Origin of the sequence: Campylobacter sp. W0014, from assembly GCF_020135975.1 — a bacterium.
In the GTDB taxonomy this organism is placed as follows: Bacteria; Campylobacterota; Campylobacteria; order Campylobacterales; family Campylobacteraceae; genus Campylobacter_D.
Genome location: NZ_JACHTR010000002.1, coordinates 95,973 through 110,584, shown reverse-complemented (window position 1 = coordinate 110,584; position 14,612 = coordinate 95,973). Strand labels below are relative to the sequence as shown.

The window sequence follows — 14,612 nt, the reverse complement described above, 5'->3', positions numbered from 1 at the left end:
CTAAAATTCCTTTGGAAAAAGTAAATAATTTTCATTTTTTGTCAATTTATCAAAAATAAAAGTATAAAATTTTTCTATTTCAAAAGAAACAATTTGAGCGCCACCAAAATTAAGCTTATTGGTAAGTTTTTGAGAGTCTAATATATTAAAAACTTTTTCTTGATCGATAATGTTGTATTTTCTTGTTAAATCTCTGCAAAAAAATTGAATTTCTTTATCAATTTGGATACCATTTTCATCTATAATATTTCCTTTAAAAGTTTTATGATAGCGATAAGTTATTTTCGCCTTTTCTTCTATATAATGAAAATAAGTAAAACCCAAATGTTCACCTCCAAAAAGGATAGCTTTAGCATTATTTTTGGTAAGTTCATCATAAACGCTATTTTTACCAAAACAACTGGTTGTTTCTTTTAGAAATAATTCTTCTTTGTTGCCCTTAACAGCAAAAGAAAAAATAGGATCGTTCGTTCTTTTAACTCCTTGTTGCAATCTGAAAAATTCGTTAAGTGCTCCTACTGTGCATTTTGAATTTAACTTATCATAAACTTCATTATTGCAAAAACTATAGGTAAAAGTAGGCATAACTAAAGTTCCATCTTTACCTATAACTTCAAAGAAACATTCAATCAAGGCTTTTAAAAGTTCTTTTATGGGCAAAAGCGGTATTCCAAAATTATAAATTTCACTATGGATATAAATTATGTCTCCATTTTTAATGCCCAATTTTTCTAAAGTTTCTATGAGATCTTTTTGATTATAGGTTTGATTTTTATAGCGAAATAATTCCTTCATAGCGCCTATACTTTATTAATAATTTTTAAAATATTTTTTTTACATTAAATTATACCAGCGTATTTCTTTAATTAAACTTTTAATAGAATTTTGTTATTTTAAAATGTTTATGAAAGTTTTTGATGATTACTAAGGTTGGTTTTATGTTGGAGCAATTTATTGAAAAATTAGAGTTAGGTAATGTGAAATGTATTATATTGACGGGCAATTTTATGCGATTACTTCAAAGGTTAGATGGAAGTGCTAGAGAAAATTTAAATTTATTGCTTGATATTTTTTCTCAAAAATATTTAACTACATCTTATAATCAGCAGAGAGATTTTTTTGATCGGGGGGGGGGGGGGACTTTAGCAATACAAACTTTTAATTGGGATTTTTGTAAATCTTTATCTTATGATATTTTAAATTCAAAATCTCAAACCGGTGCTTTGGGTAATATTGCTTTAAAAAGAAGCGAATTTAAACGCACAAAACATCCTATCTATTCTTTTGCAGTCGCTGGAAAATTTCAAGATGAATTAATTGGGCTTGAAAACAAAGGAGCTTTTGATTCTAGTTCACCTTTTGATTTTATGTATAAGAAAAATGCCAAAATGATTATTATTGATTTACCTTTACAAGATTCTTTTACTTTTGTCCATTATGTTGAACAATGTTTTAATGTTGATTATAGACATAATAAGAGTTTCAAATCTTATTATATAGATGAGAAAGGAGTTAAAAAAGTGGCAACTTACGATATGTTTGTTCGCAATGACGGAGTTTTGACAGATATTAATCCACTAGAGAATATTTTTTTAGAAAAACAAGTGATGCAACTTGATTTTTTTGATGATATATGTATTAAAAAGATTGATTTAAAAAAAGCTTTTGAAATTATAGCTAAAGATATAAAAGAAAATAAAGGAAGAAATTTATATAGAAAGCTTTAAAAGTTTAAATTCCAATATTTTTTTTAAGAGATCTTTAAATTCATAAGCTTGCATATTTAAAATTGTGGCAATATCGATAATATCGTTTTTACCATCACAATAAGCTAAAAAATTACAAGCCAAAGGGATATCATTAGCCGTGCTAAGTGTATGATAAAGCCCTCGTTTTCCAAGATTTGGTTCGCAAAAAGTCGTATTTTCATAAACTTCATTGATTTCTAGATTTAAAATGATTTCTTGCATGGCCTTAAGTCCTCCTGTTAAACCTTTAGAGCTGATGAAATTTAAATCGTCTTTGGAAGTATGATATCCATTATAATCACTATATCTTGTGCGACAAATTCCCGCAACACCTAAATTTACGAGAGGAGCATTGTATTGTCTCTCATCGGATCCACGATCTAAAAAGCTATATTCTTTAAAATTTTCTTTATTTTTTAAAGTGTGCAAAGCAACTTTATCTGAAAGGGTATTTTGAGAAGGTGAATGTATAAGCGAGTAAGCATTATCATCACCTAAGCAAGAGAGTACAAAACCTGCCTTAGTGTATTTTTGCAAATGTTTTAAATGTTTATGGATATAAACGATAGAGCCTATGGTTTCAGGGATGATAACAAAACGATAATTATATTTTCTTTCTTTTAAATTAAAAAGCCATTTGGCAAGATAGATTGCCACTATTGGACCACTTAATTCATTATTTGCCATTGATGGATGACAAAGATAAGAAGAGATTAAAATTTCTTCTTTAGAGTTTTGAGTGCTAGGGATGATAAAATCTGCGTAATTTAAAACACCATTTTCATCGTGCTTAGCATCAATAAAAACGCGGTATTTTCCTTGTTTGAGCTTTTTTCTTTCATTGTGTGTGATGCAAAATCCCCAACGCTTTTTATAATAACTCGTTACATAAGGAATAGCATCTGGTTTTTCTTCAAGTGAGTAAAGATGATTTTGCAATTCATCAAGTTCTATTTCTTTATCAACACCTTCACTATAGTTTAAAACATGCAAATTATGCTTTTTAAAATCACAAATTTTTTCTCTATTAGGAGTAATGATATAGGCATCTTTTATATGCCATTCAGGTGGAACTATCCAGTCAAAAACTTTTGTTCCACTTTCAATAGAGTGAATTTGTAAAATACCCCCCCCCCGCCAGAGCATCATTTAAAATTTGCAAACTATCTCTAAAGCCTTGCCCAGTTATACTTCTGCAGATTGGGAAAAGTTCTTTAGCGAGTTCATACATCGCTTTGCCAGTATTTTCAAAATCAGCGCTTCTAAAATCAAGGTTATCCACAATAGCCCTTTTTAGTTTTTTCAAGTATATCAAACAAAGTATCTTTTACAAATTTAGCATCTTGCAAATTCATTTCTTGATGACAAGGGATGCTAAGTTCTGCTTTGTAAAAATTATCCGCATTTTCAAGTCTTATTTGCCCTAAAAGTTTTTGATAAAAACTAAATTCATAAGTGGGCTTGTAATGCACCTGCACACCAATACCTTTATCTAGCAAAGCCTTAAAAATATCTTCTTTTTGACAATAAAATTCAGGAAAAAGCAAAATAGGATACAAATGCCTTGAACTTTTTTTATAGTCTTTAATTTTAATAGTAGAAAAATAAGGATTTCTTTCAAATTCTTTATCGTAAAATTGAGCAATTTCCTCTCGTTTTTTTAAATTACTGTCTAATTTTTTAAGTTGATTGATCCCTAAAGCACAAGCGACATCACTTAAACGGTAATTATAACCAAGATCGATCATATCGCTATCCCAAAGTCTTTTTTTGACTATGCCATGACTTCTTAAAAGTTTAATTTTTTTTATAAGCTCTTCATTATCGCTTGTAACAGCACCACCTTCAAAAGTAGTGATGGGTTTTACCGGATGAAAAGAAAAAATGCTTAGATCGGCTTTTTTACCAACTTTTTCATCTTTATAATAAGCTCCTAAGGCATGGCTTGCATCATCGATTAAGGGAATATTATAATCTTTGCAAAGTTTATAAATTTCATCCATTTCGACACTATTACCCGCATAATCAACAACGCAAATCGCCCCTATATCATCGCTTTTTGTTTTTAATCTTTGTTCTATTTTTTTTTCATCGATATTGCCATCGCTTTTAATATCGATAAATTCAACCTTTGCTCCAGCCATTAAAGCTGCATTAGCTGTCGCTGCAAAAGTAAGAGGTGCAGTAAGAACGGTTTTATTTTTTACATTTAAAGCACTATAAGCCAGATGTAAAGCTGAGGTGGCAGAATTTAAAACACAGGCATATTTTACACCCACATACTCACATAAAGCCTGTTCAAATTCTTCAACCTTTTTTCCACCGGTTAAAATTTCTCCCTTTAAGGCATCAATAACCGCTTCAATGTCGCTTTGATCGATATTTTGATGAGAGTAGGTAAGCATTATTCAAATTCCGTATGATCGATGATATCTAAAAGATCTTTTTCACTTACCCATTCTTTGTTGTTATCCGAGCTATAAGAAAAACCATCTTTGACTTTTTGTCCTTTTTCTCCTTTAGCATTAATACTAAAATCACTTTTAACATTTGTAAATTGAATACTTGGACTAATAACATAATATTGATCAAATTCGTAAGTTAAATGACTATCATCGCTTGAGATCATTGTTTCATGTAATTTTTCCCCAGGTCTAATGCCTATAATTTTTGTTTTCAAGTCAGGTGCTAAGGCATGAGCTAAATCTGTAATTTTCATCGATGGGATTTTTGGAACAAAAACTTCTCCTCCATGCATGATTTCAAAATTGTTTAAAACGAATTTAACCCCATCTTCAAGACTAATCCAAAATCTTGTCATTCTCTCATCTGTAATAGGTAGTTCTTTAACACCTTCTTTAATTAGCTTTTTAAAAAATGGCACTACAGAACCCCTTGAACCCACGACATTTCCATATCTAGCGACGCTAAATTTTGTATTTTTATTTCCAGCAATATTATTAGCTGCAACAAAAAGCTTATCGCTTGCAAGCTTGGTTGCGCCATATAAATTAACCGGATTACATGCTTTATCTGTAGAGAGTGCGATACATTTTTCAACATTATTTTCCAAACAAGCATCGATCACATTTTGTGCACCGTTAATATTAGTTTTGATACATTCCATAGGATTGTATTCAGCTACAGGAACATGTTTCATAGCAGCTGCATGAATAACAAAATCAACATCATTCATAGCATAACTTAGTCTTTCTCTATCTCTTACATCACCTATGAAATATCGCATACAAGGTTGATTAAAGGATATTGCCATTTCAAATTGTTTTAATTCATCTCTTGAAAAAATAATGATTTTATTCGGCTTGTAATTTTGGAGTAAAATTTTAGTATAAGCCTTTCCAAAGCTTCCTGTTCCACCTGTTATAAGAATATTTTTTCCGTTAAACATTTATCCTCCTTTATAAATATTTTTATTTCAATGTTTTTTAAGAATTTTAAGCAATAAATGTTCCATAAAAATTTATTTTAAAATTCTAGGCAAGGTTATACCTGTTTGGGCTTGGTACTTACCTTTTTTATCGCGATAAGTTGTATCGCATTTTTCATCACCTTGTAAAAATAAGACTTGGGCTATGCCTTCATTGGCATAAATTTTAGCAGGTAAAGGAGTGGTGTTTGAAATTTCTATGGTGATATGCCCTTCAAACCCAGGTTCAAATGGGGTTACATTGACTATAATTCCACATCTTGCATAAGTGCTTTTACCAAGACAAATAGCTAAAACATCATCAGGCATTTTAAAATACTCTATCGTTCTTGCTAACGCGAAAGAATTAGCTGGAACGATACATTCATCGCCTACAAAATCAACCACATTTTCCTCTAAAAAATTTTTAGGATCAACTACGGTAGAATTAACATTGGTGAAAATCTTAAATTCGCGTCCTACACGTATGTCATAACCATAGCTTGAAAGTCCGTAGCTTACAACTCCTTTGCCTATATTTGCTTCGCAAAATGGCTCGATCATTTTATGTTCAAGTGCCATTTTTCTGATCCAGTTATCTGCTTTTAAACCCATATCCAAACCTTAAATAAAATTTTTATTAGAGATTATAACTTATTTTTTTATATTTTTAGGAATTTTTTGTTTTTTTAAAGTTAAATTTTAAGTTTTTCAATATAATACTAGATTAAGTTCTTAAAATCAGGAGAAATTTATGACAAAAGAAGAGATTAAAGAATTAGTCAATTTATTTGCAGAAGCTAATATTAGTAAAATTAAGATTAAAGAACAAGATGGTTTTGAAATTGAACTTGAAAGGGATATATGTTGTGATATTCCGGCTCCGGTTTGTCCTACAACTCCAGCTCCACAGCCTATTAATGTGAATGTTGTAAATGAAACACATTCTTCTAATCATACAAAATCCAATAATCCAACTATCAATAGCCCTATGGTAGGGACATTTTATCAGGCTCCAAGCCCAGGTTCTGCTCCATTTGTAAAAGTGGGTAGTACTGTAAAAAAAGGCGATGCGATTGCTATTATTGAAGCTATGAAGATTATGAATGAAATTGAAGCTGAATTTGATTGTAAAATTATAGAAATTTTAGTTGCTGATGGACAGCCTGTAGAATTTGGTATGCCTTTATTTACAGTGGAGAAATTATAATTATGGAAATTAAAAGCGTTTTAATAGCCAATAGGGGAGAGATTGCTTTAAGAGCTTTAAGAACGATTAAGGAAATGGGCAAAAAAGCAATTTGTGTATATTCTGAAGCAGATAAAGATGCTTTATATTTAAAATATGCTGATGCGAGTATTTGTATAGGAAAAGCAAGAAGCTCTGAAAGTTATTTGAATATTCCAGCTATTATTACCGCGGCTGAAATTGCTGAAGCAGATGCTATTTTTCCAGGTTATGGTTTTTTAAGTGAAAATCAAAATTTTGTTGAAATTTGCGCCAAACATAATATTAAATTTATAGGTCCTTCTGTAGAAGCTATGAATTTAATGAGTGATAAAAGCAAGGCAAAGCAAGTGATGCAAAGAGCAGGTGTGCCGGTAATCCCAGGAAGTGATGGGGCTTTAGCGGGTGCTGAAGCGGCTAAAAAACTTGCTAAAGAAATTGGTTATCCTGTGATTTTAAAAGCTGCAGCTGGTGGTGGTGGTCGTGGGATGAGAGTTGTTGAGAATGAAAAAGATCTTGAGAAAGCTTATTGGTCTGCTGAAAGTGAAGCGATGACAGCTTTTGGAGATGGTACTATGTATATGGAAAAATATATCCAAAATCCACGTCATATAGAAGTACAAGTGATCGGAGATAGTTTTGGAAATGTGATCCATATAGGAGAAAGAGACTGTTCTATGCAAAGACGCCATCAAAAATTAATTGAAGAATCCCCAGCAATTTTACTTGATGAAAAAACACGTTCAAGACTTCATGAAACTGCGGTTAAAGCAGCTAAAGCAATTGGTTATGAAGGAGCAGGAACTTTTGAGTTTTTGGTGGATAAAAATTTGGATTTTTATTTTATAGAAATGAATACACGTTTGCAAGTTGAACATTGCGTGAGTGAAATGGTTAGTGGTATTGATATTATTGAGCAAATGATTAGAGTTGCGGAAGGTTATACATTGCCAAAACAAGAAGATATTGTTCTTAAAGGACATTCTATAGAATGCAGAATCACCGCTGAAGATTCTCAAACCTTTTTGCCTTGCCCAGGTAAGATCACAAAATACATCGCTCCAGCTGGACGTAATGTTAGAATGGAAAGCCATTGCTATCAGGATTATTCTGTGCCACCTTATTATGATTCTATGATAGGAAAGCTTGTTGTTTGGGCAGAAGATCGCAATAAGGCCATCTCTAAAATGAAAGTAGCTTTAAATGAGCTTATCGTTGGAGGTATTAAAACGACTAAAGATTTTCATCTTGCTATGATGGATAATGAAGATTTTATTAAAAATAATTACGATACAAATTATCTCTCTAGACATTGATTAAATTTAGGATTAAAATCCTAAATTTAATTATCTCAAATATTCTATATTTATTTTTGAACGCAATTTATCAAAATAATCTTGAATATAATTTTGTCTTTGCTCGCTAACATAAGCGTTTAAAATATCATTTTTAACTTGTTCAAATTCTGGAGTTTGTATGCCATTTTTATTCTCTACTCTATAAATTTGATAGCCACTTTTAGAATTTAAAATCGGAGAAAAATCACCTATAGAAACTTGAGATAAAAGGCTTAAAAGTCTAGGATCTGCATTTTCTGGATTTAAAATCGCATCCTCGCCTTTAAGCATGGTTTTTTTACTAGTTTTTAGAGATTCTAAAAATTTTATATTCTTAGAGGTATAAATTTTTGCAGTAATTTCTGTAAAAATACTGAATTTATCTTGATGTTGTTCAAAGTATTTTTTAGCGCCTATATCACTATAATCTATCTTAGCTGTACTAAGTATTTGATCATATAGTTTTCTTTTTTCTAAATCTTTTTTAAAATTTTCTCTAAATTGTTCGTAGGTTTGCCCTTTGGTTTTTAGATCGGCTTTAAGCATATCAAGAGTAATATTGTTTTGAGAAAGCATATTATTAATAGCATTATCAAGCTCTAATTCACTTGTAAAAATTCCAAATTTTTTCATTTGAGATTTTTCCATTTTTTCATTGATTAAAATTTGCAAGGCTTCATTTTTAGAAAGGTGCAATTTTTCCATTTTTTCATTGATATCGTAAGTTGTAATTGGCTCTTTATCGACAACTATGGCGATAGCATCAATAGTATTTGCACTTGCTAAATTTGCAAAAAAGCAAAAACTTAATAAAATTTTTTTCATTTCAAACCTTTATTTAAGTGTAAATATCGCATTATATCAATAAAAATTTAAGAAAAGGCAAAAAATGGAAGAAAAACTTGTAACTCGTTTTGCACCAAGTCCTACTGGGTATCTGCATATAGGAGGGTTAAGAACTGCACTTTATAGTTATTTGTATGCTAGAAAAAATAAGGGTGAATTTTTACTTCGTATTGAAGATACCGATCTTAAAAGAAATTCCAAAGAAGCTACACAAGCAATTCTTGAGGCTTTTAAATGGTGTGGGCTTGATCATGATGGAGAAGTGACTTATCAGTCTGAACGCTTTGATATTTATAAAAAATATATTCAAAAACTTTTAGATGAAGATAAAGCTTATTATTGTTATATGAGCAAAGAAGAATTAGAAGAATTACGAGCTAAGCAAGAAGCAGCCAAAGAGCGTCCAAAATATGATGGGAGATATAGAGATTTTAAAGGCACACCACCCCAAGGAATAGAACCTGTTGTCCGTATTAAGGCGCCACAAAGTGGAGAAATTTGTTTTATGGATGGTGTTAAAGGTGAGGTTAAGTTTAAAGTTGAGGATATTTTAGATGATTTTATTATCGCAAGAAGTGATGGAACGCCTACTTATAATTTTACTGTTGTCATTGATGATGCTTTAATGGGAGTTAGTGATGTTATTCGAGGAGATGATCATCTTTCTAATACCCCAAAGCAAATCATTCTTTATGAAGCTTTAGGCTTTAAAATTCCAAAATTTTATCATGTGGCTATGATTCATGGAGAAGATGGAAAAAAACTTTCAAAACGTCATGGTGCTACTGATGTTATGGAATATAAAGCTATGGGAATTCTACCTCAAGCTTTGCTGAATTTTCTCGTGCGTTTAGGTTGGAGTCATGGAGATGATGAAATTTTTTCACTTGAAGATTTAAAAAAAGTTTTTAATCCAAATCATATCAATAAAAGCGCATCTTGTTATAATTTTAAAAAACTAGAATGGCTTAACGCACATTATATTAAAACTTTGCCTTTTGAAGAGATCAATCACCAACTTAAAGAGCTGGAATTTGATTTGTCAGTTTATGAAAAAGCAGAATTTTTACTTGATCTTTTAAGAGAACGTGCTAAAACTTTACTTGAAATTATCAACGGGGCTAAAAGCATTATAGAAGTTCCTAAAAATTATGATGAACAAGCTATTAATAAATTTGTAAATGAAAAAAATCTTGATTTATTAAAAAAATATGCAAACGAATTAAGCAATCAAAGCCTTGCGAGTGATTTTGAAAGTTTTACTAATGAATTCTTACAAAAAAATGATGTAAAATTAAAAGAACTTGCTCAGCCTATACGTATTGCTTTAACCGGTACAGCTGTAAGCCCTAGTATTTTCGAGGTTTTAGAGTTTTTAGGAGTTGAGGAATGCAAAAAAAGAATGGAAATTTTTTTAAAAAGGATGATAAAATGAATTTAAAAGAAGAGGCCTTAAAATATCATTTAGGTGGTAAAGTTAGTATTACCCCTTTAAAACCAATGGATACAAGTCATGATTTATCCCTAGCTTATAGTCCAGGTGTAGCTGAACCTTGCTTGGAAATTGCTAGAGATAAAGAATTAGCATATCTTTACACAAATAAGGCGAATTTAGTAGCTATTGTGAGTGATGGTTCTGCGGTTTTAGGACTTGGAAATATTGGAGCACAAGCTTCTAAGCCAGTTATGGAAGGTAAGGCTTGTTTATTTAAGAAATTTGCTAATGTTAATGCTTATGATATAGAAATCAATGCTCATAGTGTTGATGAAATTGTTACTTTTTGTAAAGCTTTAGCCCCAACGGTTGGTGGAATTAATTTGGAAGATATTGCAGCGCCAAAATGTTTTGAGATAGAAGCAGCTTTACAAGATCTTGGAATTCCTGTCATGCATGATGACCAGCATGGAACAGCGATTATATCGACTGCTGGGCTTATGAATGCGATGGAGATTAGTGGAAAAAAATTTAAAAATATTAAAGTGGTGGTAAGTGGTGCTGGTGCTGCTGGAATTGCTAGTGCCAAAATGTATCGAAATTTAGGAGTTGAGCATATTGTTTTAGTTGATAGTAAAGGTGTGGTTAGCAAAGATAGAAATGATTTAACTCCACAAAAACTTGAATTTGTTGTAGATTCTAAAGAAAGAACATTAAAAGAGGCCTTAAAAGGCGCAGATGTCTTTTTAGGACTTAGTGCTCCAAAAATTCTTGATGATGAGATGATTTTATCGATGGCTAAAGATCCTGTTATTTTTGCCTTGGCAAATCCTATTCCAGAAGTTATGCCTGAAGATGTTGCAAGACTTAGAAAAGATGCGATTGTGGGTACTGGAAGAAGTGATTATCCTAATCAAATCAATAATGTTTTAGGTTTTCCTTTTATTTTTAGAGGTGCTTTGGATGTAAGAGCGACTAAGATCACTGAAAATATGAAAATAGCTGCAGCAAGAGCTTTGGCTGATTTGGCAAAATTGCCTGTGAGTGATGCGGTTAAAAAGGCTTATGAAATTGATTCTTTGGAATTTGGTAGAGATTATGTGATTCCAAAACCTTTTGATGAAAGAGTAAAGGCAGCAGTAAGTACTGCAGTAGCAGTAGCAGCTATTAAAGATGGGGTAGCTTTGATTAAAGAATTCGATGAGAAAGCTTATTTTGAAAGTTTAAAATGAATAAAGTTTTTTGCATCAATCATCCTTTAATAGAACACAAATTAGGCCTTTTACGTGATCAAAGCACCAAGCCTTTTCAATTTAGAATGTTGATTGATGAAATTTCAACTTTTTTACTTTTTGAAGCAACTAAGGATTTGAATTTAAAAGAAATTCAAATCCAAACTCCTGTTTCAAATGCTAAGGTAAAAAAGTTAAATGAAAAAATTATGATTTGCCCTATTTTAAGAGCTGCTTTGGGTATGCTTGAGAGTGTTTTTAGATTGATTCCTGATGCTAGTGTAGGTTTTTTGGGTTTTGTAAGAAATGAAGAAACTCTTAAGGCGGATTTTTATTTTGAAAAAATTCCACAAGATGCAGCTAAACGTGTAGCTATTGTTATAGATCCTATGTTTGCCACGGGTGGAACTGCAATAGAGGCTTGTAAATTTTTAAAATCAAAAGGCGTGAAAAAAATTAAATTTATTTCAATACTTGCCACACCTAAAGGGATTGAAAATTTTAAAAAAGTGCATGAAGATATAGAAATTTATGTGGCTGCTATTGATGAAAATTTAAATGAAAAAGGTTATATAGTTCCAGGACTCGGAGATGCGGGAGATAGGGTTTTTAACACTCTAAGCTAGTGATGGTTTTTGGTAAATTTGATTATATTAATTTATTGCCTTTAAGTGTTTATCTTAAAAAATATCCTTTGCCTAATGGCTTTAAAGCAACGCTTTTTTATAAAAAAGGTGAGCCTAGTCATTTTAATAAGGAGTTATTTTATCGCAGGGTTGATGGTGCTATGACTTCAAGCATTGAAAGTGTTAAAAAAAAATATAAAAATTTAGATGTTGGAATTTGCGCTAATAAAAAAGTTTTAAGCGTTTTGGTTGAAAAAAATTCATCCAAGGCTAAAGATCCTAGCTCGGCTACATCAAATGCGCTTTCTCAAGTTTTAAGCCTAAAAGGTAAGGTTATCATAGGTGATAAGGCTTTAAAGCTTTATATAAAAGATCCTAATGCTTATATAGATTTGTGTGATTTATGGTATAAAAAAACTAATTTACCTTTTGTATTTGCCCGTTTTTCATGCATGCAAAAAAAGATTTATTTTTCTAAAATTTTAAATAAATTTGCTAGAGAAAAAATCAAAATTCCACAATACATACTTCAAAAATATGCCAAAAAAAAGGAAATATCAGCTAAGGATATTAGATATTATTTAAGTGAGATTATTTATTATAATATAGCTCACAAGGAAAAAAGGGCTTTAAAACGTTTTGTTGATGCGGTTAAATTTAAAAAAGAAATTTAATACTCAAAATTTCTTAATTCCTTAACCGTTCCTAATAGTATAATCACATCCCCACTATAAGCTATGGTTGTTTCAAAATCAGGTAATATTTCCCAATCGTTGTTTAATTTTTTATAAGCGATCACTCTCATATTTTGTGCGATGTGTTTGAGTGAATTTCCGGCTAATTTTTCATCCACATTGATTTTAATAGCCCGAATGGTATTTGCTGATAAATCAAATACTTCAAATTCAGCCTCTCTAACAAGAAATTCTTTCACCAATCTTTTCGCGCTTTCTTTTTCGGGATAAATAACTTTTGTGGCTCCAAGTTTGGATAAAATTTGTCCATGGATATTTGAAGTGGCTTTTGCGATGATATTATTAACCCCTATATCTTTAAGAGCCATTAAAGTAAGAATGGATTTTTCAACATTATCTCCAATACTTACAATAACCACTTCAACATCGTGAAATCCTGCTTCTTTTAAAGCTGTCACATTTGTAGAATCAAGTATATAAGCATAACTTGCAGGATTGGATATATTTTTTAAAGCTTCTTCGTCTTTATCAGCAACGATTACGGTGTTTCCTGCAGAGATCAATTCTTCTGCTACAACTGATCCAAATTTTCCAAGACCGATAATTCCATAACTATTATTTTTCATAATTTGCCTTTATAGATTAATTTTTCCTTCAGGAAATCTAATATGTATTGCCTTATCTTGTTTAAAAACAGAGAGTAAAAATGCAAAAACCCCAATCCTTCCGCTAAGCATCATAATAATGATAATAATTTTGCTTGGATTGGAAAACAAGGCACAAAGAGAAAGTGTTCCTCCGTTGCCAACTGAAATTCCAACGGTTGCAAACGCTGAAGAGGTTTCAAATAATAAAGGAAGAAAATTGAAATGAGATTCCAATAAAGAAAGTAAAATAACAGTGACTGTGATATAAACTGCTGATCCTATTGCTATAACAAAAGCTCTTGATATGGTTTCTTGTGAAATTTCATATCCAAAGATCCTTACCCTTCCATCTCTAATGCTCCAATACGCATAGAGTAAAAGTGTAATCACTGTAGTGATTTTCATCCCTCCAGCCGTACCTCCAGGTGCTCCACCTATAACCATAAATAAAGCACCAAAAAATAAACTTGCATCGTTTAAATGATTGATATTTAGAGTGTTAAAACCTGCCGTGCGGTAATTGATCGCGGTAAAATATGAACTTAAGATTTTATCAAATAAAGAAAAATGCCCCATTGTTTTAGGATTAGAATATTCTAGGGCAAAGATGATTAAAGTTGAGGAGATAATTAAAATAATAGTTGATAAAACAACGACTTTTGTATGCAAACTAAGACTAGGTAAACGTTTTTTTTGAAAAAAATAAAGCTCCACTAAAACAAAATATCCAAGACCTCCAATGATAATCAGGCTAGTAATAATGAAATTAATTGCAATATCATTTTTATAGGTGGAAATTCCATGCTCAAAAACGCTAAAGCCAGCATTATTAAATGCACTAATGGAGTGAAATATCCCAAACCAAAGAGCTTTTTTAAAATTCATATCAAGGGCAAATCGCATGGTTAAAAGTAAAGCACCTGCTAATTCTATAATAAAAATAAAAAGTAAAACTTTTTTAAAAAATTTAAAAAGTCCATCCATGCTTGGATAAAATAGGGATTCTTTTAGTAAATTTCTACCACTAAATCCCACTTTTTTTCTTATGAGTAAATATACAAAAAAACCTATACTCATATATCCCAAACCGCCAATTTGGATGAGTATTAAGATAATAATTTGCCCCAAAAACGTAAAATCTGTCGCAGTATTTTTTACAACTAATCCTGTCATACTGATTGCTGAAGTGCTTGTAAAAAAAGCATCGAGAAAGCTAATAGGAGTTGTATGAGCCCAGTTTGAATACAAAAAGGCAGCTCCGATTAAAGCAATAATGATGTAACCAACTAATAAAATTTTAAAAGTTCGCCTATCTAGTCCAAATTGTTTCAAAAAACCCTCATCATAAATTTTTAAAGCAAGAATTCTATCTGATAAAAACTTTAAGGCAA

Annotated in this window: 14 protein-coding genes and 1 pseudogene; 7 read left to right on the top strand and 8 right to left on the bottom strand. The window is 31.1% G+C overall.

Annotated features, from left to right (window positions below; genetic code table 11):
* On the bottom strand, positions 1 to 795 hold the full coding sequence (locus H2277_RS01300; protein ID WP_337200604.1) for an AAC(3) family N-acetyltransferase: 795 nt from the start codon (positions 793 to 795) through the stop codon (positions 1 to 3).
* Positions 796 to 917: 122 nt separating this feature from the next.
* Here H2277_RS01300 and H2277_RS01295 point away from each other — a divergent pair, with 122 nt between their 5' ends.
* The gene (locus H2277_RS01295; protein WP_337200603.1) at positions 918 to 1,727 is read left to right on the top strand and encodes an AAC(3) family N-acetyltransferase; all 810 of its coding nucleotides are present in this window, start codon (positions 918 to 920) and stop codon (positions 1,725 to 1,727) included.
* Here the strand turns inward: H2277_RS01295 and H2277_RS01290 are convergent.
* The 4 genes and pseudogenes from H2277_RS01290 to dcd all read right to left on the bottom strand — a co-directional run bounded on the left by H2277_RS01290 (position 1,710) and on the right by dcd (position 5,790).
* Positions 1,710 to 3,030, bottom strand: a pseudogene (locus H2277_RS01290) (DUF4910 domain-containing protein). The gene H2277_RS01295 and the pseudogene H2277_RS01290 sit on opposite strands and share 18 nt — an antisense overlap.
* Positions 3,023 to 4,153, bottom strand: coding sequence for a UDP-4-amino-4,6-dideoxy-N-acetyl-beta-L-altrosamine transaminase (gene pseC / locus H2277_RS01285; RefSeq protein ID WP_337200602.1), 1,131 nt, complete (start codon positions 4,151 to 4,153; stop codon positions 3,023 to 3,025). Before pseC ends, H2277_RS01290 begins: the two are co-directional and overlap by 8 nt.
* Positions 4,153 to 5,157 carry a UDP-N-acetylglucosamine 4,6-dehydratase (inverting) gene (gene pseB / locus H2277_RS01280; protein ID WP_337200601.1) on the bottom strand — a complete coding sequence of 335 codons (1,005 nt, stop codon included), beginning with the start codon at positions 5,155 to 5,157 and terminating at the stop codon, positions 4,153 to 4,155. The genes pseC and pseB overlap by 1 nt, the downstream gene beginning before the upstream one ends.
* A 72-nt stretch (positions 5,158 to 5,229) precedes the next feature.
* Complete coding sequence (gene dcd / locus H2277_RS01275; protein WP_337200600.1) at positions 5,230 to 5,790, bottom strand: dCTP deaminase; 561 nt, start codon at positions 5,788 to 5,790, stop codon at positions 5,230 to 5,232.
* A 139-nt stretch (positions 5,791 to 5,929) separates the two neighbouring features.
* Between dcd and accB the strand changes: the two genes are divergently transcribed.
* Both accB and H2277_RS01265 read left to right on the top strand, forming a co-directional pair.
* The gene (gene accB, locus H2277_RS01270; protein WP_337200599.1) at positions 5,930 to 6,385 is read left to right on the top strand and encodes an acetyl-CoA carboxylase biotin carboxyl carrier protein; all 456 of its coding nucleotides are present in this window, start codon (positions 5,930 to 5,932) and stop codon (positions 6,383 to 6,385) included.
* A gap of 2 nt (positions 6,386 to 6,387) precedes the next feature.
* Positions 6,388 to 7,719, top strand: a complete 1,332-nt coding sequence (locus H2277_RS01265) for an acetyl-CoA carboxylase biotin carboxylase subunit (RefSeq protein WP_337200598.1) — start codon at positions 6,388 to 6,390, stop codon at positions 7,717 to 7,719.
* Between the two features lie 30 nt (positions 7,720 to 7,749).
* Here the strand turns inward: H2277_RS01265 and H2277_RS01260 are convergent, their stop codons facing one another.
* Positions 7,750 to 8,565 carry a hypothetical protein gene (locus tag H2277_RS01260; protein ID WP_337200597.1) on the bottom strand — a complete coding sequence of 272 codons (816 nt, stop codon included), beginning with the start codon at positions 8,563 to 8,565 and terminating at the stop codon, positions 7,750 to 7,752.
* 64 nt (positions 8,566 to 8,629) lie between these two features.
* Here H2277_RS01260 and gltX point away from each other — a divergent pair, with 64 nt between their 5' ends.
* The 4 genes from gltX to H2277_RS01240 are packed head-to-tail and all read left to right on the top strand — an operon-like array spanning position 8,630 to position 12,553.
* Entirely contained in the window at positions 8,630 to 10,021 is a 1,392-nt protein-coding gene (gene gltX, locus H2277_RS01255; protein WP_337200596.1) for a glutamate--tRNA ligase, read from the top strand.
* Positions 10,018 to 11,253, top strand: coding sequence for a malic enzyme-like NAD(P)-binding protein (locus H2277_RS01250; RefSeq protein ID WP_337200595.1), 1,236 nt, complete (start codon positions 10,018 to 10,020; stop codon positions 11,251 to 11,253). The genes gltX and H2277_RS01250 overlap by 4 nt, the downstream gene beginning before the upstream one ends.
* Positions 11,250 to 11,879: a uracil phosphoribosyltransferase gene (upp, locus tag H2277_RS01245; RefSeq protein ID WP_337200594.1), complete on the top strand. Its 630-nt coding sequence runs from the start codon at positions 11,250 to 11,252 to the stop codon at positions 11,877 to 11,879. Before H2277_RS01250 ends, upp begins: the two co-directional genes overlap by 4 nt.
* 2 nt (positions 11,880 to 11,881) lie before the next feature.
* Entirely contained in the window at positions 11,882 to 12,553 is a 672-nt protein-coding gene (locus tag H2277_RS01240) for an MqnA/MqnD/SBP family protein (RefSeq protein ID WP_337200593.1), read from the top strand.
* Here the strand turns inward: H2277_RS01240 and H2277_RS01235 are convergent.
* Together H2277_RS01235 and H2277_RS01230 are read right to left on the bottom strand one after the other, a co-directional pair.
* Positions 12,550 to 13,200 (bottom strand): TrkA family potassium uptake protein, encoded by a 651-nt coding sequence (locus H2277_RS01235; protein WP_337200592.1) that lies wholly within the window; start codon positions 13,198 to 13,200, stop codon positions 12,550 to 12,552. The genes H2277_RS01240 and H2277_RS01235 overlap by 4 nt on opposite strands.
* Before the next feature lie 9 nt (positions 13,201 to 13,209).
* Complete coding sequence (locus tag H2277_RS01230) at positions 13,210 to 14,553, bottom strand: TrkH family potassium uptake protein (RefSeq protein WP_337200591.1); 1,344 nt, start codon at positions 14,551 to 14,553, stop codon at positions 13,210 to 13,212.
* Positions 14,554 to 14,612 lie beyond the last annotated feature (59 nt).